The 20,154-nt window shown below is 64.4% G+C and carries 18 protein-coding genes and 1 pseudogene; 12 read left to right on the plus strand and 7 right to left on the minus strand.

The window, feature by feature from the left end; translation table 11 throughout:
* Positions 1–142 precede the first annotated feature (142 nt).
* Together ACQCS0_RS03225 and ACQCS0_RS03230 are read left to right on the plus strand one after the other, a co-directional pair.
* A complete protein-coding gene (locus ACQCS0_RS03225; protein ID WP_354155344.1) occupies positions 143–724 on the plus strand; it encodes a heme-binding protein in 582 nt (193 codons plus the stop codon).
* 10 nt (positions 725–734) lie between these two features.
* A complete protein-coding gene (locus ACQCS0_RS03230; RefSeq protein ID WP_354155343.1) occupies positions 735–1,448 on the plus strand; it encodes an ankyrin repeat domain-containing protein in 714 nt (237 codons plus the stop codon).
* A gap of 80 nt (positions 1,449–1,528) precedes the next feature.
* Here ACQCS0_RS03230 and ACQCS0_RS03235 read toward each other — a convergent pair whose 3' ends face one another.
* The 3 genes from ACQCS0_RS03235 to ACQCS0_RS03245 all read right to left on the minus strand — a co-directional run bounded on the left by ACQCS0_RS03235 (position 1,529) and on the right by ACQCS0_RS03245 (position 4,241).
* Positions 1,529–2,725 carry an acetyl-CoA acetyltransferase gene (locus ACQCS0_RS03235; RefSeq protein WP_354155342.1) on the minus strand — a complete coding sequence of 399 codons (1,197 nt, stop codon included), beginning with the start codon at positions 2,723–2,725 and terminating at the stop codon, positions 1,529–1,531.
* Positions 2,722–3,444, minus strand: coding sequence for a CoA transferase subunit B (locus ACQCS0_RS03240; protein ID WP_354155341.1), 723 nt, complete (start codon positions 3,442–3,444; stop codon positions 2,722–2,724). Before ACQCS0_RS03240 ends, ACQCS0_RS03235 begins: the two co-directional genes overlap by 4 nt.
* Positions 3,445–3,521: 77 nt before the next feature.
* The gene (locus ACQCS0_RS03245; RefSeq protein ID WP_354155340.1) at positions 3,522–4,241 is read right to left on the minus strand and encodes a CoA transferase subunit A; all 720 of its coding nucleotides are present in this window, start codon (positions 4,239–4,241) and stop codon (positions 3,522–3,524) included.
* 199 nt (positions 4,242–4,440) lie between these two features.
* On the opposite strand from ACQCS0_RS03245, the gene ACQCS0_RS03250 reads away from it, so the two are divergent.
* Entirely contained in the window at positions 4,441–5,211 is a 771-nt protein-coding gene (locus ACQCS0_RS03250) for an IclR family transcriptional regulator (protein WP_354155339.1), read from the plus strand.
* Positions 5,212–5,252: 41 nt separating this feature from the next.
* Here ACQCS0_RS03250 and nadE read toward each other — a convergent pair whose 3' ends face one another.
* Together nadE and ACQCS0_RS03260 are read right to left on the minus strand one after the other, a co-directional pair.
* The gene (gene nadE / locus ACQCS0_RS03255; protein WP_185262419.1) at positions 5,253–6,074 is read right to left on the minus strand and encodes an ammonia-dependent NAD(+) synthetase; all 822 of its coding nucleotides are present in this window, start codon (positions 6,072–6,074) and stop codon (positions 5,253–5,255) included.
* 121 nt (positions 6,075–6,195) lie between these two features.
* Entirely contained in the window at positions 6,196–7,218 is a 1,023-nt protein-coding gene (locus ACQCS0_RS03260) for a LacI family DNA-binding transcriptional regulator (protein WP_354155338.1), read from the minus strand.
* Positions 7,219–7,434: 216 nt separating this feature from the next.
* On the opposite strand from ACQCS0_RS03260, the gene ACQCS0_RS03265 reads away from it, so the two are divergent.
* From ACQCS0_RS03265 to ACQCS0_RS03295, 7 genes are all read left to right on the plus strand, one after another.
* Positions 7,435–8,295, plus strand: coding sequence for a sugar phosphate isomerase/epimerase family protein (locus tag ACQCS0_RS03265; RefSeq protein ID WP_354155337.1), 861 nt, complete (start codon positions 7,435–7,437; stop codon positions 8,293–8,295).
* A complete protein-coding gene (locus ACQCS0_RS03270) occupies positions 8,292–9,305 on the plus strand; it encodes a Gfo/Idh/MocA family oxidoreductase (protein ID WP_354155336.1) in 1,014 nt (337 codons plus the stop codon). Before ACQCS0_RS03265 ends, ACQCS0_RS03270 begins: the two co-directional genes overlap by 4 nt.
* A 101-nt stretch (positions 9,306–9,406) precedes the next feature.
* Entirely contained in the window at positions 9,407–10,279 is an 873-nt protein-coding gene (locus ACQCS0_RS03275; protein WP_426939156.1) for a sugar phosphate isomerase/epimerase family protein, read from the plus strand.
* 32 nt (positions 10,280–10,311) lie between these two features.
* Positions 10,312–11,478: a Gfo/Idh/MocA family oxidoreductase gene (locus ACQCS0_RS03280; RefSeq protein WP_354155334.1), complete on the plus strand. Its 1,167-nt coding sequence runs from the start codon at positions 10,312–10,314 to the stop codon at positions 11,476–11,478.
* Between the two features lie 106 nt (positions 11,479–11,584).
* Positions 11,585–12,646 (plus strand): LacI family DNA-binding transcriptional regulator, encoded by a 1,062-nt coding sequence (locus ACQCS0_RS03285; protein WP_354155333.1) that lies wholly within the window; start codon positions 11,585–11,587, stop codon positions 12,644–12,646.
* An 81-nt stretch (positions 12,647–12,727) separates the two neighbouring features.
* Positions 12,728–14,134, plus strand: coding sequence for a glucuronate isomerase (uxaC, locus tag ACQCS0_RS03290; protein WP_354155332.1), 1,407 nt, complete (start codon positions 12,728–12,730; stop codon positions 14,132–14,134).
* Entirely contained in the window at positions 14,131–15,558 is a 1,428-nt protein-coding gene (locus ACQCS0_RS03295) for a mannitol dehydrogenase family protein (protein WP_354155331.1), read from the plus strand. The genes uxaC and ACQCS0_RS03295 overlap by 4 nt, the downstream gene beginning before the upstream one ends.
* A gap of 571 nt (positions 15,559–16,129) precedes the next feature.
* Here the strand turns inward: ACQCS0_RS03295 and ACQCS0_RS03300 are convergent.
* Positions 16,130–17,893 (minus strand): molybdopterin-dependent oxidoreductase, encoded by a 1,764-nt coding sequence (locus ACQCS0_RS03300; protein ID WP_354155330.1) that lies wholly within the window; start codon positions 17,891–17,893, stop codon positions 16,130–16,132.
* 485 nt (positions 17,894–18,378) lie between these two features.
* Between ACQCS0_RS03300 and ACQCS0_RS03305 the strand changes: the two are divergent.
* Together ACQCS0_RS03305 and ACQCS0_RS03310 are read left to right on the plus strand one after the other, a co-directional pair.
* A pseudogene (locus tag ACQCS0_RS03305) lies at positions 18,379–18,912 on the plus strand (cation:proton antiporter); the annotation flags it as partial.
* A gap of 85 nt (positions 18,913–18,997) precedes the next feature.
* Positions 18,998–19,549: a cation:proton antiporter gene (locus ACQCS0_RS03310; RefSeq protein WP_426940212.1), complete on the plus strand. Its 552-nt coding sequence runs from the start codon at positions 18,998–19,000 to the stop codon at positions 19,547–19,549.
* A 19-nt stretch (positions 19,550–19,568) separates the two neighbouring features.
* Here ACQCS0_RS03310 and ACQCS0_RS03315 read toward each other — a convergent pair whose 3' ends face one another.
* Positions 19,569–20,027 (minus strand): universal stress protein, encoded by a 459-nt coding sequence (locus tag ACQCS0_RS03315; protein ID WP_354155327.1) that lies wholly within the window; start codon positions 20,025–20,027, stop codon positions 19,569–19,571.
* Positions 20,028–20,154 lie beyond the last annotated feature (127 nt).

Below are 20,154 nucleotides of genomic sequence, written 5' to 3' on the forward strand. Positions count from 1 at the left end.
CAGCCGAAGGCCCGATGTTTGTTCCGGCTGGCCTGGACAGGATGGATGGAGCCGATGCCCATGAGGGCATTTCCGCCAACGTGGGCCCCATTCCGCCAACGTGGGTCCATCAACCCGCGTCCATCAACCCAAGGAGATCACCGTGAAGAAGTCCAACAAGATTGCCGCCGCTGCCGCCGCCGGAGCTTTGCTGCTCACCGGAGGGCTGACCGTTGCAGCCAATGCCGGGACCAGCCAAGTGGCCGCCCCTGCCGCCGTACCCGCCGTCGACATCCCGCAGGCGCCGGAAACTGTCGTGGCGCAGAACCGCATCGCTGTGGGCGCCTCTTCCGACGCAGTCCGGGCAGCCCTCGCCAAATGCCAGGCGGACAAGCTGCCGTTCGTCACGGTGGCACTGGTGGACAGGTTCGGCACCGTCCAGGCGCTCCTGCGCGGCGACAACGCCGCCGAGCACACGATCGAAGCAGCCAAGCAGAAGGCCTACACCGCCGCCGCGTTCGGTGCGCCGACCAGTGAGCTGGCCAAGCGCGTCAACGGCAACGGGCCCAGCATTGCGGACCTCCCCGGCACCCTGTTCCTCGCCGGTGGCGTCCCGCTTAAGGTGAACGGTGTGTCCGTGGCAGGCATCGGAGTGGGCGGCGCCCCCGACGGGAATCTGGACGAGGCCTGCGCCACAGCCGGCGCCGAGGCTATCGCCGCGCTGGCAGCCAGCCCGGCCAAGTAGGCTCGGCTCCATGAGGCGGTTCAGGACTTGGCGCCGGGCACGCAGGGCCGCGGCGGTACTGACGCTCGCGGCTGGGGTTGCATTGTGCCTGGCCGCCTGCCAGGCGGGTCCCGGTGAGCCGCAGCGGCTGGAGGCGCCGCCGTCGTACGTCCTGGTCAACCCGGGCAGCCAGCAACCATCCGGACCGTCCACACCGGCAGCCACCACGGCGCCAGTGCTGTCCGGCGAGGCACAGGCACAGCTTGACCAGGAACTGGTCGCCGCGGCGAAGGCGAACAACGTGGCGCTGGTCGGCGAGCTCATTGGCCGCGGCGGCAATGTGAACGCCAAGGACGCAATCCAGGATTCCGCGTTCCTCTATGCCGGAGCCGAGGGATTCAACGACGTTCTCCGGCTGACGCTGGCGGCCGGAGCGGACGTTGCCAGCACCAACCGGTATGGCGGGACTGCGCTGATTCCCGCGAGCGAGCACGGCCACGTGGAGACGGTCCGCATCCTCCTGGCCGCCAGGGTGCCCGTGAACCATGCGAACAGCCTCGGCTGGACCGCCATGCAGGAGGCCATCCTGCTCAACAACGGCGGGCCCCGGCAGCAGGACGTGGTCCGGCTGCTCTTGGAGGCCGGCGGGGACCCGAACATCCGGGATCCCCAAGGCCGGACCGCCCGGGAGAACGCCGAACGCCTGGGCTTTGTGGAGATCGCCAACCTGATTCGGACAGGCTAGCCCCCTGTAAATCCAACGCGGGGTCACATTTGGCCCGATAATCTGGTCTGCAAGGGCGTAATGTGACCCCGCGTTGCTTCTTAGACGGCCTCGAGGATGCTGACGTAGTTGGCGATGCCTACGCCGCCCATGTTCTGGACTGCGGCACGGCGCGGGTTGGCCAGCTGCATCGCTCCTGCCGTGCCGGTGAGCTGCATGGCGGCGATGACGTGCTGGGAGACGCCGGTGGCGCCGACGGGGTGGCCTTTGGCCTTGAGCCCGCCCGAGACGTTGACCGGCAGCTTGCCGTCCTTGAAGACCCAGCCTTCCCCGATGGCGCGGGCGCCCTGGCCCGGCTCGGTCAGTCCCATGGCCTCGTACATCAGCAGCTCGGCAATGGTGAAGCAGTCGTGGACCTCGGCGAAGTCCAGGTCTTCAAGCCCGACGCCGGCCATCCCCAGCGCGCGCTGCCAGGACACCCGGGTGGCAGCGAAGGCGGTGGGGTCCCGCCGTTCGGCCGGAAAGAAGTCGTTCGCGTGGCCAAAACCGGCGAGCCTTACCGGCTGAGCCACTCCGCCGGTTGGTGAGACGGAGAGTACAACGGCGGCGGCGCCGTCGGATACGGGGGAGCAGTCGGTGCGGCGCAGGGGATCGGCCACCATGGGGTTCTTGTCCGAAATGGTGCGGCAGAACTCCTCACCGAGGTCCTTGCGGAGCTGGGCGTAGGGGTTGTCCACGCCGTTGCGGTGGTTCTTGGCCGCGATGGAGCCAAGCACGTCACCCAGCTTTCCGTCGCCGCGGCCATAGCGCTTGTCGTAGTGCTTGGCGACGTCCGCGAACAGGCCTGTAAAGCCGGTGGTAGACGTCTGGCCGGCCATGTCGTAGTCAGCGCCCAGCAGGGCGGCCCCCACAACGTCGGCACCGGCGTGGGTCATTTTCTCGGCGCCGATCACCAGGACGGTTTTGGCAGTACCGGCCAACAGGGCTTTAGTACCCTGCTGGAACGCCGCGGAGCCGGAGGCGCAGGCGTTCTCCACTCGGGTGGCCGCGACGTTGGCCAGGTCCGGCGAGACCTGCAGCGCCAGGGACGACGGGAAGGCCAGCGGCATCATGCCGGAGTTGAACTGGCCCAGGTAGATCTCGTCGATCAGGCCAGCCTCGATCCCGGCGTTGCTGATGGCCTCGGTGGCCACCTGGACGATCAGGGATTCGAGGGTCTCGTCGGTGAGCTTGCCGAACCGGCTGTGACCCCAGCCGGTAAGCAGGACATCCTTGCCAAACTGTTCCTTCAGGCTCATGCCGTGGCTCCTTCCAGTGATGTTTCGTTCAATGTTGCTTCGTGCAGTGCCGCGTCCAGGGCGACGGTGAACGCGGCGTCGGTCTTTTCACGGATTTCCTCCACGGTGACCCCCGGCGCAAGGCGGGTCAGCGTGAGCTGCAGCCCGCCGTCGTCGTCTGCTTCTTGTTCGATTTTCACGATGTCAAAAACCGCGAGGTCGCTGATGATCCGGTCCACGCACCGCAGGCCCGTGAGTGGCAGGGTGCATTCGGTGACGATCTTCGCCGTGCCGTCCTTGGCGTTGTGCTCGGTCAGGACCACCACGCGCGGCGTTCCGGCAACGAGGTCCATGGCGCCGCCCATGCCCTTGACCATTTTTCCGGGGATGGTCCAGTTGGCGAGGTCGCCGTTGCCGGAGACCTGCATGGCGCCCAGGATGGCCACCTTGACGTGGCCGCCGCGGATCATGCCGAACGATGTGGGGGAGTCGAAGATGCTGCCGCCGGGCAGGACCGTGACGGTCTGCTTTCCGGCGTTGATGAGGTCGGCATCTTCCTCACCCTCATAGGGAAACGGACCCATGCCGAGCAGTCCGTTTTCGCTCTGCAGGATCACGCGGACTCCGTCGGGCAGGTTGTTGGCCACCAGCGTTGGGATGCCGATGCCCAGGTTCACGTAGTCGCCGTCGTTCAGTTCCTCGGCTGCGATGGCAGCCATTTCATCCCTGGTCCAGGCCATGGGTTCTCCTTGGGGCTCAAAGTTTTGTGGGGCTTATGTGTTCGTTCGCGCTGCGGGTTGGTTCAGGCTGTAGCCGTTCAGGCGGGGACTGGTGCCGCTTCCCGGGTGCGGACGGTGCGCTGTTCGATGTCCTTCACCCGGCCGCTCGCCTGGACCAGGTGCTGGACGTACACGCCCGGGGTGACAATATGGTTCGGATCCAGTGCGCCTGCCTCCACGATGACTTCCGCCTCGGCGATGGTTACCAGGCCTGCGGTGGCCACCACGGGGTTGAAGTTCCGGGCCGTGAAGCGGTAGATCAGGTTCCCCTCCGTGTCCGCGGTGTGGGCGTGGACCAAGGCGACGTCGGCGCGGATGGCGCGCTCCTGGACGTACGTTTCGCCGTCGAACTCTGCCAGCGGTTTTCCTTCCGCGACCAGCGTGCCCACGCCGGTTTTGGTGTAAAAGGCGGGGATCCCGGCGCCGCCGGCGCGAAGGCGCTCGGCCAGCGTGCCCTGCGGCGTGAACTCCACCTCAAGCAGGCCCGCGAGGTACTGCTCGGCGAAGAGTCTGTTCTCGCCGACATACGATGCGATCACTTTGCGGACCTGGCCGGCTTCGATCAGCACACCCAAGCCCTTGCCGTCAACGCCCATGTTGTTGGACACCACGGTCAGATCACGCACGCCGGAATCGCGCACGGCCTCGATGAGGTCGGCCGGGATGCCGCTCAGGCCAAAGCCGCCGACGGCGAGCGTCATGCCGTCCCGGATCACTTCGGCCAGGGCAGCGGCGGCGTTGGATTTCAGTTTGGACATTCCGTCTCCTCGTCATCGAGCGTGCAGAGCCGTTCGGGGTATCCACCTTGTGGACATAGGGCCTGAAGAAGGAGCCTAGGGCGCTCGCGAAAGTTGGTCAACGGTGTGGTTCGCCCAGCAGGGAAGATATTTCATAGCGTGGACGCTAAGCTTAGAGGTGTCCACATTGTGGAGGATTTCTTGAAATGTGGTGAGTGGAATGACAAATCCAGTCCAAGGGGCTCAAGTGGTGGGCCGCGTCGCCTCACTGCTCCGGCTTGTGGGCCGGAAGCCCGAGGGCAGCTCGATTTCCGGGCTGGTCCGGGAGTCGGGGCTGACCCGTCCCACCGTCCACCGGCTGCTGGCCTCCCTTGCCGCGGAGGGCCTACTGGACCACGATACCCACAGCGGAAACTGGATCCTGGGCCCGGAGATTTTCCTGCTGGGATCAGTGGCGGCGGCCCGCTTCCCGTTTGAAGACCTGGCCCGGCCAAGCCTTCGCCGGCTGGCGGAGGAGACCGGCGAGAGCGCCTTCTATTCCATCCGCAGGGGCCAGGAGACGGTCTGCGTGCTGCGGGAAGAGGGAAGCTTTCCGGTACGCTCCTTTGTGCTGCATGAGGGAGTCCGTTTTCCGCTGGGCGTGGCCTCGGCTGGGACGGCGATCATGGCGTTCCTCCCGGACGAGGAACAGGACGCCATCCTGTCCGGCTGGGACGGGCACGCCGGCGGTTTCGCAGCAGGCCACAGCCTGGACGTGCTCCGCCGGAATCTGGAACTGACCCGGCTGCATGGCTTTGCCGTGAATCCCGGCCTGGTGCTTGAAGGCAGCTGGGGCATGGGGGCTGCCGTGTTCGACCAGCTGGGCAGGCCGGTCGGTGCCCTTTCACTCACCGGGATCGAACCCCGGTTCCGGCCGGAACGGCAGGATCTCCTGGGCAAGTTGCTGATGGAGGAAGCCCACCGGATGACCAACAAACTGGGCGGCAGATAGTCCCGGGCTGCCGCCGCTGGCCGGAAGTGCCTCGGCTCAGCCTATTTCCACCATGTGTCGAAGATGGTGACAGGCACGGTGCGCTTGTGGCGCGTGCGGAGGTACTTCTGCTCGATCAGCTCAGCGGCCGCTTCGGGGATCTCCCGGCCTTCGAGGTAATCATCGATCTGGTCATAAGTCAGGCCCAGTTCGTCCTCGTCGGTACGTCCGGGCTTGCCGTCCAGGAGGTCGGCGGTGGGTACTTTTTCCCAAACACGGGCAGGGGCGCCCAGTTCGGCCAGCAGTTCGCGGTTCTGGCGTTTGTTGAGGCCGAACAGGGGCAGGATGTCCGCGCCGCCGTCGCCGAATTTCGTGAAGAACCCGGTGACGGACTCTGCGCCGTGGTCGGTGCCGATCACCAGGTAGTTGTGCTCGCCGGCCAGGGCGTACTGCGCGATCATCCGCGTGCGTGCCTTGGTGTTTCCCTTGTGGAAATCGGAGATGCCGTTCCCCACCGTTTTCTCGAATTCGTCCTCGAAGCCATCCACGGCGGCGGAGATGTTGAAGGTCCATTCCGTCTTGGCCTGGATGAAGTCCAGGGCGGCCTGGGCGTCGTCTTCGTCGTGCTGGATGCCATAGGGAAGGCGGACCGCCACGAAGTTGGCCTCCACGCCTTCGGCCTCAAGCTCCTCCACGGCCAGCTGGGCCAGCCTGCCGGCGAGGGAGGAGTCCAGCCCGCCCGAGATGCCCAGGACAAAGCCCTTCGTGTGGGTTGCCCGGAGGTAATCCTTCAGGAAATCCACCCGCTTGCGCACCTCCCCGAAGGGGTCGATCCGGGGCTGCACGCCCATTTCTTCGATGATGGTGGCCTGGAGTTCGCGCATGTGATCCAGCCTAGTCAGCGCTGTCAACAACGCTCAACTGTGTCCACCCAGACCACCAACGTTTCAGTGCGAACGGACACTGGGGCACTCCAGTGCGAACGGACGCTGGGGCACCCGGGGGCTACCGCGTTCCGGGTGCCGCGCCGGTTGAACCGCGGACGGTCAGGTGCGTGGGCATCAGCGAACGGCTGCGGCTGCCACCGCCCGCCGGTGGGTTGAGTTGGGCCAGGAGCATGGACACGGCCACGCGGCCAGCCTGTTCGATCGGCGATGTCATGGTGGTCAGCGGGGGATTGGAGAAGTCCGCGCCAAAGATGTCGTCGCAGCCCACCACGCTGATGTCCGCCGGAACCCGGATGCCGCGTTCGCGCAGCCGCTGGAGCATGCCGATGGCGATGAGGTCGTTGAAGGCAATACAGGCGGTGACGCCGGAGTGCACCGCAGCGTCGGCCGCCGCGGCACCTGATTGTGTCTTGGGGGCGAACGGGCCAAGCCTGCGCACGTCCACGCCGCGTTCCTCGGCGGCGGCGGCCAGTGCCGCCCAGCGAAGAGCGCTGGACTGGGATGTGAAGGGAACGGCCATGTAGGCGACGCGCGTGTGGCCGAGGGAAATCAGATGGTCCAGGGCCTGGCTGGTGGCGGACGGCGTGTCGATCACGACGGCGGGAACGCCCGCTACGTCGCGGTTGACGGCCACCAGGGGAATCTTGGCCGCAGCCGCCAACAGCGACTCATCATTGAGCCTGGACGCGGCGACGATGATTCCGTCGGCGCTCTTGCGCAGCTGCTCCATGGTGGAGGCCTCCACCTCGTCGGACTCTTCAGTGTCCACGAGCAGCTGGGTGTAGCCGGCAGCCTTGAGCTGCAGCTGGGTGCCCCGCATGAGGTCAAAGTAAAAGGGATTGGTGATGTCAGGCACCAGGACGCCGACGGCGCCGGTACGGCCGGAGCTCAGGGCCTTCGCCTGGCTGTTCGGCGTGTAGTTCAGCTCGGCGGCTGCCGCTTCGCGGCGGGCGCGCGTACGGATGTTTACCCGGTCCGGGGTGGACAGTGCGCGGGACACGGTGGAGGCGGCCACGCCGCAGATCGCGGCGATGTCGTGGATGGTGGCAGGGCGGTAGATTCCGGCCGCTTGCGTCGCCATGGCGCGCTCCTCACTGAACGGGGTGACAGGGGCTTGTGATGGTTGCCAACGCCCTGCAGCTCCTAGATTGCCACAGCATGCAATCATTTGGCAATCGGTTGTCATTAACAGGGGACGTGTCTAGACTAAAGCCAGCACTTTTTTGTGAATTGAGTCACCCGCGCGCCGGAGCGGTACCTAGGCTGTCCCGTCGCGGGCACACCCAAGGAGATTCCCGTGACCGAAACATCAACCGAAAAGACAAGGACGGCCTGGCAGCTCTCCGGATTCGGCGATGAGGTGGATCCGGACCCCGCCATCCAGGCTGCCGTCATGCTGGCACTGGGCGCGAGCTACATCGAAGTACGCAGCGCCTGGGGCGTCAACGTCTCCGAACTGACGCCTGAGCAGGTCTCCGAGCTCAAGGAACTCATGGACGCCAAGGGCCTGAAGGTCTCCGCCGTGGCCAGCCCCGTCGGCAAGGTGGACATCAGCCTGCCCGTGGAGCACGAGGTGGAGCGCCTCCGCCAGATCATCTCCGTGGCCAAGGGATTGGATACCAAGTACATCCGGATCTTCTCCTTCTACCGGAGTGAAACCCAGACGCCGGAAGAAATCCGCGACGACGTCATCACCCGCATGCGGGCACTGACCGCTGAAGCCGAAAGCGCCGGCGTCGTACTTTTGCACGAGAACGAAAAGGACATCTACGGCGATACGCCGCAGCGCGTCCTGGACATCATGGAGTCCGTCGACTCGCCGGCCCTGCGCGTCGCCTGGGACAACGCCAACTTCGTCCAGGTGGGCGTCCGGCCCTTCACCGACGGCTACGCCATGCTCCGCCCCTACCTCGAATACCTCCAGGTCAAGGACGCCATCATGGCCACCGGTGAGGTTGTGCCTTCCGGACAGGGCGACGGCGAACTGGACGCCACCATTGCCGCACTGAAGGCGGACGGTTACGCAGGCTTTGCCTCCCTTGAGCCGCACCTGGCCAGCCATCACGAACTGGGCGGCTTCTCCGGGCCGGTTGCCTTCGGCACCGCAGCCCGCGCCTTTGCGGGCCTTGCTGCCAAGAACGGAATCGAACTTTCGTGACCGGCCTCAAAGCCGCGGTCGTCGGCTGCGGTGACGTGTCCGCAGTCCACTTCGAGGCCATCGCAAAGCTCGACGGCGCGCGGCTGGCAGGGGTCTGTGACTCAGATCCCGGCCGCCTCGCGGCTGCCGTGGCCGCCTACGGCGTCCCGGGATTCCCTGATCATCTCAGCCTGATCGAGGCCGTGGGACCGGATGTTGTGCACGTTACGACCCCGCACAACACGCACGCCGCGATCGCGGCCGACTGCCTTGAACATGGCGTCAATGTGATTGTGGAAAAGCCGCTTGCACACACGCTCGAGGAAGGCCGCCGGCTCGTGGCGGCTGCAAAGGCGTCCAGTGCCAAGATCGGCGTCTGTTTCCAGAACCGGTACAACGCCACTGCGCAGGCCATGCATGCCCTGCTTTCTTCCGGCGAACTGGGCGCCGTAGTGGGGGCTTCGGCCACGGTGCTGTGGCACCGCGACGCCGACTACTACCGCAGCCGGCCGTGGCGCGGCACGTGGGCAGGTGGCGGCGGCGGGCTCATGATGAACCAGGCCATCCACACCGTTGACCTGTTGCAATGGCTGGTGGGTGACGTCGTTTCGTTGTCCGGCAACGCGGCCGCCAGGTTCCTGGGCGAAACCATCGAGGTGGAGGACACCGCGGAGTTCGTTGCCGAGCACGCCAACGGTGCACGCAGCGCCTTCTATGCCACGCTCGCCAACGCGGTAAATGCGCCGGTTACTTTGGACATCGTCACCGAAAAAGCGACTCTCAGCCTTCGCGGGGACCTGACCGTCACCTACGCGGACGGCCGCGTGGACGTGGTCGCCGAGCGTGTGGTGGGGTCCGGCGGACGCGCCTACTGGGGCGTCTCACACGAGCTTCTCATCAGCGACTTCTATGCCCGGCTCGGTGACCAGGGCTCGTTCTGGATCAACCCCGAAGAGGCCGAGAAGTCTCTGAAAATCGTCAAGGAGATTTACCGCCAGAGCTACCCGGACACGGCGGCGACAGTTACCTGAATAGCATGCGGCAAGCGGTTGAGCGCCTTAGGACGGTGCAGGCCGGACAGGCCGGCGTCTCCGCCTAAGGCCGGACCGAGATTTACTCAACAGCGAAAACCATGGAAGAAAAAGTGGCCAAGATTGGCGTACAGGCAATGATGCTGAAGGACAGCTTTACCGAAATCGGGGCGTTCGAAACGCTCCGTCAGGTCAGCGGCATCGGCTACAACGCCGTCGAGATCTCCCAGATCCCGATGACGCCGGAAAACGTCGCTGAGCTGGACCGCTCCCGCGGCGAACTGGGCATGGACATAGCGGCCCTGTCCGTAGCCATGGAAACCCCCAAGGGCCGGCCCGGCGACTCCCTGGCGGAGCATTTCGACAAGATTGTGGACGATGCCAAGCGGCTGGATTCGAAACTGCTGCGGATCGGCATGCTGCCGTTCCCCGCGATGAAGTCGATCGGCGCCGTCGTTGACTTCGCCAAGCAGGCCAACGAATACGCCGAACGGCTGCAGGAGCAGGTCCTGGGGCTGTATTACCACAATCATCACGTCGAGTTCGCGAAGTTCGACGGCAAACACATGCTGGACATCATCGCCGAGAACTCCCCGGCCATGGGTATGGAAATCGATGTGCACTGGGTACAGCGCGGCGCCCTGGACCCGGTCCGTACCCTCGAAAAGTACGCCGGCCGCACGGCCATGGTCCATCTGAAGGACTACCGCATCGGCGAACTGTCTGAGACCGCCTTCGGCCTGTTGGAGACCGGGGACGCGGCCGGATTCATGGCGGAGTTTAAGAGTGTCGTCCAGTTCGCCGAAGTGGGCGAAGGCAACCTCGACTTCGCCTCCATCATTCCGGCCGCGCAGGCTGCCGGCGCGCGGTACCTGCTGGTGGAGCAGGATGAACTCTATGGCCGCACGGTCTGGGAAGCGCTGCAGACCTCCTACGACAACCTGGTGGCCATGGGCCAGTCCGAACTCTTCTAACAAGTCCAACCAACGAAAAAGGACAGATAACTGTGAGCAAGAAAGTACGCCTCGGCATTATTGGCCTGGGTCAGCAGGGCAGCGCCTACGCCAAGTTCATCACGGACGGCTTGGTCCCCAACATGGTGATCGGAGCCATTTGCGACACCGATCCGGCCAAGAAGGAACTGGCCACGGCCACCTACCCGGACGCACCTTTCTATAACGACTACATCGCCATGCTGGAAAGCGGCGACGTTGACGCCGTTGTGACCTGCGTGCCGCACTTCCTGCATCCCGAAATGGGCATCGAGACCCTGAAGCGCAACATCCACGCGCTGGTGGAGAAGCCGGCAGGCGTCTACACCAAGCAGGTCAAGGAACTGAACGAGTTCGCTGCCAGCAAGCCGGAACTGTCCTTCGGCATTATGTTCAATCAGCGCAACAATCCGCTGTACAAGAAGCTCAAAGAGATTGTGGAAAACGGCGAGATCGGCAAGATCCGTCGCAGCAACTGGATCATCACCAACTGGTGGCGTCCCCAGGGCTACTACAACTCGAGCGAATGGCGCGCGACGTGGGGCGGCGAGGGCGGCGGCGTCCTGGTCAACCAGGCCCCGCACCAGCTGGACCTCTGGCAGTGGATCTGCGGCGTGCCGAAGTCCGTGTACTCCAAAGTCTCATTCGGCTTCCGCCGCGACATCGCCGTCGAAGATGAAGTGACCGCGGTAGTTGACTATGGAGACGGCGTTACCGGCGTCTTTGTCACCGCCACCCACGATCTGACCGGCACCGACCGCTTCGAAATCCTGGGGGACCAGGGCAAGATCGTCGTCGAAGGCAGTAAGACGGCCACGGTCACACGTCTGCACAAGCCCGAGCGCGAACTCAGCGACGGCATGGACATGGACGATGTCCGCAAGCTCTTCATGGGCCAGCTGAACCCGGAGCAGTACTACACCACCGAGGTCATCGAGTTCGAGTCTGTCTGGGGCGGACAGCACGCAGGTGTCCTGGAGAACTTCGCCGCCAACATCCTGGACGGCACGCCGCTGCTGGCTCCGGGCTCGGACGGCATCAACGGCGTCCGCCTGGCCAACGCCATCCACCTCTCAGCCTGGACCGGCAGGGAAGTGGGACTGGACTTCGACGAGAACGAGTTCCTCGCCGAGCTCAACAAGCGCATCGCCGAAGAGGGCAAGTTCGCGCAGCGCACGTAACCTCCCGGGCAAGCAGCGAAGCTGAGTCGCAGCTGTGGCCGTTTTCGACCATCAAAACGGCCACAGCTGCGACCTGATTGAGTGGTTTCATCGTTAGGATGGGGCGGTGACTGAACCCCAAACGCCGGACGCCGCCCCACCCGCTGGCTCGGTCAAAAAGCACGGCCGCGACGGCAAATCCAGCGCGACCATCTATGACATCGCCAAGTTGGCTGGCGTCAATGCGTCCACCGTTTCCCGCGCGCTCAGCAAGCCGGGCAGGGTCAGCTCCAAAACACAGAAGCTCATCGAGGACGCGGCTGCCGAGCTGAACTACCAGGTCAATCCGTTCGCGCGCGCCCTTCCCACAGGAAAGACCAATACATTCGGCCTCATCGTCGCGGACATTACCAACCCCACCTTCTTTGACATCATCCGCGGCGCCGAGACCACGGCAACCAGCCGGGACTACACTCTGGTGCTCGCAGAGTCGGCGGAGTCCGCGGCAACTGAACTGACTGCCGCCCGGCGGCTGATGGCCACCGTAGACGGCCTTATTCTGGCGAGCCCGCGCATGGACGATGACAACATCCGCGCCTTGGCCCAAGACAAACCCGTGGTGGTCATCAACCGCGAAGTGGAGGGCGTGCCGTGCGTGGTGCCGGACGTCAACAAGGGGATCAGCGAGGCGGTCCGCAGCCTGGCCGCCAACGGCCACGCGAAGGTTGCCTATGTGGCGGGGCCCCCGGAATCCTGGATGTCCGAGCGCCGGTGGGAGGGTGTGCAGGCAGCGTGCGACTGGTCCCGGCTCGAGGCCGTGCGGCTCGAATCCACCAAACCAACGGTCGACGGCGGCCGGAAGACTGCGCGTGATGTCCGCGCCAGCGGCGCCACGGCGGTCCTGACGTATAACGACCTGCTGGCCATCGGGCTTATGCAGGAGCTCCAGGCTGCCGGCGTAGTGGTGCCTGACCACATCAGCATCATTGGCTTTGACGACATTTTCGGCGCGGATTTCACGACGCCGCCGCTCACCACCGTGCGTTCGCCGCTGGGGGAGTGCGGCGAGGCAGCCGCCAAGCGCCTGCTGGACTTTCTTCACGGAAGTGGGGAACAGGCCGGCACCTTGAGCGTCGAGACTGAGCTGGTGCTGCGAGGCTCCAGCGGTAGGATCCTGCCCACGAAGTGAGTCCCGGGAGGGCCGATCCCAGCCTTTGGCAAATTATGGCAACCGGTTGACAAACCTCTGCGCCAGGCAGATTATTGATCTATGTCACAGTCGATTGCTGCCAACCCAGACAGGCTCCTGCCCGCCGACCCCGGAACGCGCAGCATTGCGCGGGACCTCCTGGCGCGCGTACAGGACCTCCCCATCATCTCCCCGCATGGACACGTTGATGCCGCTGTCATCGAGCACAACACGCCGTTTCCTGACCCGGCAGCGCTGCTGGTCAGTCCGGACCACTATGTCACGCGCCTGATCCATGCCAACGGCGCCTCCCTGGACACGCTGCGGCCCGGCGGTCCCAACGCCCCCGAGTCACGCGAAATCTGGCGCACGTTCGTGACTGCCTGGCCGCTGTTCGAGGGCACGGCCTCCGGCTACTGGCTGCGCGATCAGTTCCACAGTGTTTTCAACCTGGGCGCAGAGCTGGGCGAGATGTCCGCTGATGCCAGCTATGACGCCATCGCCGCCAAACTCGGAGAGCCCGGGTTCCTTCCCCGCCAGCTTTTCAAGGACTTCAATATCGAGGTCCTGGCTACCACAGACGATCCCCTGGACAACCTCGCCAGCCACAAGGCCATCGCCGAGGACGCCACCTTCAACGGCCGCGTTCTGCCCACGTTCCGCCCGGACGCCTACCTCAACATTGCGCACCCCACCTGGAGCGCCAACGTTGACCGCCTGATTGAAACCGCCGGTGACGGCGCCAACGGCTACGCGGGCTACATCACCGCCCTGGAAAACCGCCGTCGCTACTTCGTGGGGCACGGCGCAGTCTCGGCAGACCATGGTGTGGCCACCCCGGCAACGCTCAAGCTGGACCGCGCCGAAGCCGAGCGCATCTTCGAGCTCGCCCGCGTTGGCAAGGCCACCGCCGGGGACCGCAACACCTTCGAGGCGCACATGATGTACCAGATGGGTCGCATGTCGGTCGAGGACGGCCTGGTCATGACCATCCACCCGGGTTCGTTCCGGAACCACCACACGCCCACGTTCGAGGCATTCGGCGCGGACACCGGCCACGACATCCCCTTCGCCACCAACTACACGGAAGCCATCCGCCCGCTGCTGCAGGACTTCGGCACGGCCGAGGACTTCCACCTTGTGCTGTTCACGCTGGACGAGACCGTTTTTTCCCGCGAGCTCGCACCCCTGGCTGGCTTCTACCCGTCCGTCTACCTCGGCGCGCCCTGGTGGTTCCTGGACGCCCCGGATGCCATGCTCCGGTTCCGGTCCGCCGTGACCGAAACGGCCGGGTTCTCCCGCTCCTCCGGTTTCATCGACGACACCAGGGCCTTCTGTTCCATCCCCGGCCGCCACGATGCCTCCCGCCGGATCGAGGCCTCCTTCCTGGCCCGCCTCGTGGCCGAGCACCGCGTCAGTGAAGACCGCGCCCACGAAATCATCGTGGACACCGTCGATTCCTCCCCGCGAAGGGTTTTCAAACTGTGAGTATCGAACAGACCGACGCAGCAGTCGAGGCTGCGGAATTGCTTCCGCAGTTGAACCGGACCACGCACGTCGCCGCCAAGCCGCCGGTTCGGATCGTCCACCTCGGACTCGGTGCCTTCCACCGTTCGCACCAGGCCTGGTACACAGGCCAGGCCAGCGACGCCGCGGACTGGGGCATTGCCGCTTTCACCGGCCGCAGCCCGGCCGCTGCCTTGGCTCTTGCCAAGCAGGACGGCCTCTTTACGCTCGTGAAGCGCGCTGACAGCGGCGACTCGTTCGCCGTCGTCGGCAGCATCGTTGAAGCGGTAGACGGTGCGGACGTGCAGCGGCTCGCAGAGCTCGTTTCGGCGCCTTCCACCGCAATGGTCACCTTGACGGTCACCGAAGCGGCGTACCGGATTGGTGCCGACGGACAGCTGGACACTACAGCGTCCGACGTCGCCGGCGACCTTGCGCTGCTGGCTTCGGGCAGCGGAGGCCCTTCGTCGCCGCTGGGCCGGCTTGTCTTCGCCCTCGCCGCGCGACGGGCTGCCGGAGCCGGGCCGCTCGCCGTCGTCTGCTGCGACAACCTCGCCAACAACGGCACGGTAGCCCGCAACGCCGTGGCGGGCCTGGCGCAGGCCTGGGACGCCGGGCTCGCGGCCTGGGTCGAGGAAAACGTCAGTTTTGTCAGCACGTCCGTGGACCGGATCACGCCGCGCACCACGGAAGCGGACATAGCCGCCGTCGAGGCCGCCTGCGGCTACCGAGACAACTCGCCCGTAGTGGCCGAGCCGTTCACCAACTGGGTGCTCAGCGGAGAGTTTCCCGCCGGCCGGCCGCGCTGGGAAGATGCCGGCGCGGTCTTCGTGGACCACATCGAGCCCTACGAGAACCGCAAGCTGTGGCTCCTGAACGGCGCCCACTCCCTGCTGGCCTACGCCGGCCAGCTCCGCGGACACACCACCGTGGCGCAGGCCCTCGCGGACCCGCAGTGCCTGTCCGCCATCGAAAGCTTCTGGGACGAGGCCGAAACGAACCTCGCCGGCGCCGCGACCGGTGGCGCGGACCTTCAGATCCAGGCGTACCGCGCCGCACTGCTGGCACGCTTCAGCAACGCACGCATTGCCCACCACCTGGCCCAGATTGCCATGGACGGCAGCACCAAGCTGCGCATGCGCTCAGTGCCCGTCCTCCTGGCCGAGAGGGCCCAGGGCAGGTCCGGTGCCGCTGCCGCACTGATGATCGCTGCCTGGATGGATTTCAGCGCCGCGGCCGAGGCATTTCACGATCCGCTGGCAGCTGAGGTGGCCGCGGCCAACCAGCTGGAAGGCGCGGACCGTGTGCGGGCTGTCCTTGCACTGGTGGATCCTGCCGTTGCCGCGGACGAGGCCGTGGTGGAGCTGGTTTCCGGCCTGCTCGGAACGTTCCCGTCGGATGCCTAAGAACCACGCCTGACCGGCATACCCGCCCCTGCGCCACCATCAGTGGTACACGTTCCCGCTCCCTGGCTGCACCAGCTGCGACGGCGGCCTCCGCCGCATCCATTCCCGCGCCAAAGCCTTCCGTAGGCGCTGAGGCCGCCGAAACGGTAACGTCCGAGAACACAAAATCGAGGCTCCAACGCTTCGGCGGGTAGCCAAGTTCGACGACAGCACCGTCACACCGAGCAACGCCTTTAAGAAGAGTTCTGACTACGAGGCGACACGGCAGCGGGCCACGGCTAACCGCCGGCAGCCAAGCGGACGGCGCCGACATCGAGCCCAGCGACGACCGTGAAAAACCCGAACGGCCTCCCCGGATCTTTGACGCCCGCTGCAACGTCCTCTCTGAACAGGACGATTCTCGTGACTCAGACCGTCGGAATCACAAGCCCGCCAACGGCGATGACCAGGAAGACTGCGGACAGGGCAGCCCAGCCAGGGAGGTTCAGTGCGGTGGAAATGATGTCGGTGGCCATCACGAAAGAGAGCACAGCGGGCGGAACCCGGCACGCTATGTCCCGCCACCACCTGGTCAGATGGATTGGCTATATCCGAAGAACTCGTGGTCGTTGTTGTACCCGCCAAGGCCCCCGCCGACGTCGGAGAAGTGTTCCACGAACTCGACCCCTTTCAGCCACTTCACCATTTTGAAACCGAGTTCGACTTCGTTGCGGAGCCGCAACGGGGCTCCATGTCCGAAGTCGAGGGCGTCGTCGTTCATGTCGTAGGCGAGCATCGTCAAGTGGTGGGACATCTGCTCGATAGGTTGCGCGTCGTAATATAGGCCGCCATCGGGGCCAAGGGCGTGGGAGTAAAAGATCACCCATTTCGCTTCCGGTGCCGGCTGCACCACATCCATCAGGGTCTGCATCGACACCCCGCCCCATTTCGCGACCCCGGACCAGCCCTGGATGCAGAAATGCTGGGTGATCTGCTCGTGATCCGGCAACGCTCGCAGCTGCGCAAGGGTCAGCTCGACGGGGTTCTTGACGAGCCCGTTGACGCGGAGGGTGTAGTCCAGGAAGTCGTCCGCTTGCAGGGCAAGGTAGGCGGCGCCTTCCGGGTATTTACCGTTGTGCCAGAAATACGGGGAGATGTCCTTCTCGGTGTATTGGCCCGGTTTCGCATCAATGTGCTCGAAGAGGCGTTGCGCGGGACCGATCAGCGCGTAGCCGACACGTTGCACGACGCGGGGATGCCGGTAAGTGAACGGTGTCGCCGCCACCCACGCCGCGATCAGAACCAGCAACGCGCCGGTGAAGATCGCGAACCCCCACCAGGACTGGTCGTTCCGGCCGGCGAACATGTGGTTCAGGTTCTGCAGAGCCCCGGTGGTCAGGACGAGGGTGACGTGCACAATGATGAACAGCACGAACCAACCAAGAACGACGAAATGCACCGACCGGGCTAACTGAACACTCAACACTGAACTGATCTTGCTGAACCGGGTGGAGAGGGCCGGAGACATTCCAAGACCTGTCACGAGTGCCAACGGCGCCGCGATGAACACTGTGGCGAAATACGCCAGGAGCTGCAGCCCGTTATAGTTCGTCCACCCGGACTCTAAAGGCCAGTCCAAGGAAAGATACTGGATGGCGACGGAGATCGCGTTCGGGATGACATTCCAGTGCAGCGGGACGAGACGCAACCACTGACCGGTAGTGAAGATAAGGATGTAGAACACGATCCCGTTGACAAGCCACAACGTGTCGACGCCGAGGTGCCACCAGCGGGCGAGCCCGATCGAGTGCCGGCGGCCGGGGAGGCCAACCCCGTTCGGGAGAGTAATGGAGTCCTCTTTGGCGGTGTAAAGCGCGGCAGTGGGGACGGGTTTCTGAATTCGGAACCAGTCCTGGCCCGGGGTGGAATTCCGCGTCCAATAGAGGCGGGGATGGTCAGCGAGGATCGTAATCCCAGACCTGATGATGAACAGCATGAAAAAAAGGTTCAGGAAGTGCTGCCATTGCAGCCATACCGGGAACCCGATCGGACTTCCTGCCGGTAGCTCGGAAAGGCCCGGGTACTCTCGAATAAATGCCCGCACGCCGGTCGTTTCCCTGAGCCCTTTTGCGATGGCGATCGCGATGATGAACAAGCCCAGCCCGATCGGGATCAACCAGAGCAGGTTGAACCACCTCGAGCGGCCGACCCGAACGCGCGGTGCGACCCCGAACTGCGGTGGCACACTGCCCGCCCAATCTTTCCCGACAGCGTGATAATGCTGGGAATCAAGTTCAGTGCGGAAACTGGGGAATCGTGCCCCGATACTCGCTGGATCTCGTGGTGTCTCGGTCATTTTGGACTCCGTCTGCTCAGTCACACACTATCGGACACCGCAGGCGCCCGAAACGATTCGATCCGACCGCATCAGCGACCGATCACGGCGTGCTGGACTCGCACAAGGTCTAGGCACTAGTGGCCGTCACCCTAGTGCGGCAACGGTGTCGCGGCGGAGGACGACGAATCCTCTCAGCAGCTCGTGCTGTCGTGGGTGCCCTTCATTACTTAGGGTGGATCGTCCCCTTATGGTGTCTCGGAAACGTACAGTTTTTTAAGACACGGACGTCATGCCCGGGAGGATCGAAGTGATCGATGGCGGACCAGGCCGTCCCGTATCTTGTAAAGATGTCTCACCGTGAAACGTCTCAGATGGGTGCTGGCTCGGGGTTTCTGAAGCACAATGGCCGGGCGGGCCTGTCCTGCATCCAACTATGGCGTCAAAGTAGTTCCGCTTCTGAATTCTGAGTCACGCAAGCAAATGGGGGAATACGGATGATACCGATGCTCACTCTCGCTTTTGCGGTGTTGCTTCTGTTGGGTGTCCTCATTTCCGAACGTGCCAGCCGGACGGTTCTTTCCACCGCGGTGCTGTTTCTTCTCGGCGGCTTTGTCCTGGGCCAGGGTGTAGTCGGAGTTGTCCCCATAACGCCCGGTAGCCCTGTCGTGGGGGTGCTGGCCCAGCTGGCTCTGTTCTCGGTCCTGTATACGGACGGCATGAAAGTGGGACTGTCCGATCTTCGCAGCGCGTGGCGTTTGCCCGGCCGGGCGCTGCTGCTGGGCCTGCCGCTGACACTTCTTATCACCGCTCTGCTAGCCCATTACCTTGTTGGGCTTCCCTGGCTTCAGTGCTTTTTGCTTGGTGCGGTGCTGGCACCGACTGACCCGGTTTTCGCGGCCGCCATTGTGGGCCGTAAGGAAGTTCCCGGGCGCCTGCGCCACCTACTCAACGTCGAGTCCGGGCTCAATGACGGGCTGGCCCTTCCCGTGGTTCTCGTGCTGTTGGCCCTCGGCGGCGGAACGGATGTCGGCGCTGGGGTTCTGACTGAAGAAATCGCTTTGGGCCTGATTGTCGGTGTCCTGGTCCCACTGATCGTCATGGCTCGAGCGACTTCCCTTTTTGATGGCAACGAAAGGCCTGCAACCGCTGGTCGCGGTATCCATTGGCATGCTCGTACTTGCCATCTGCCTGGTGACCGGGGCCAACCTCTTCCTCGCAGGGTTCTCGGCCGGTATTACGGTCGCTACCGCGGGCCCGGGCTTCCGGGAGGAATTCGAACAGTTCGGGGAACTGGTTTCCGAGCTGCTGAAGCTGGCGGCCATCCTGGTGTTTGGTGCGTTGATCACACCGACCTTCTTGTTCGGAGAGATTGCCTGGACGGGATGGGTCTTTGCAGTCCTGGCCATCGTCGTGGCCCGCCCGTTGGCTCTGCTGGTTTCGTTTCTCGGCACCCGGCTGCCCGCCAAGGAACAACTCGCGGCTATGTGGTTCGGGCCGAAAGGGTTCGCCTCCGTCGTCTACGGGCTTCTCGTGCTCGAATCAGGCGTGGAACGCTCCGACGAGCTTTTTCATCTCGTGGCGCTGGTCATTGTGCTGTCCATTCTGGCCCATTCCTCAACTGACGTCATCGTCGCCAGACAATTCGACAGCCGCCCTCCCCCGACGCCGCGGTAGTTTGTCGGCAGTTGACGCCTCAAGCGGCCTTAGGCCGGACGACCAGCACGGGGCATGGTGCGTGGTTGATGACCTGGGTCGTGACCGAGCCCAGGTGCAGAGCGGGGAATCCGCCGTGCCCGCGGGAGCCGACGACGACGAGATCGGCGTCTTGGGCAGCGTCGAGTATTGCTGAAGCCGGTGAATCACTGTGAACGAGCTGCCCGGTGGCGGTCACGCCCTCATCTGCAGCGGACTTCAGCGCCTCAGCCTGAAGTGTCCGTGCGATCTGCTCCGGGGACTCTTCAGCGGCGATTTCACCCGCCGCCGTTTCCAGCACGGCCGGATACCAGGCCATCGGTGCCCTGCTCCAGGCTGTGATCAGTCGGAGCTGCCCGCTGCGCTGTCTGGCCTCATCTATGGCCCAGCTCAGTGCTTCCTGAGAATGCTCGGAACCGTCAAATCCCACCACAATCGTGAATGCGCTGTCAGTGGTCATTTGTCTTCCTTTCACTGGGCCTCAATGAGCATCCTAGCCCTCGCCACCCCCGGCCGCTAAGAGTCAGTGCTACGGTCGGCGCAGGCACTACATCCGGTCGTCACTGGCATAGAGATTGGGCTCACGA

The sequence above is a fragment of the Pseudarthrobacter sp. S6 genome, assembly GCF_050156575.1.
Taxonomy (GTDB): Bacteria; Actinomycetota; Actinomycetes; order Actinomycetales; family Micrococcaceae; genus Arthrobacter.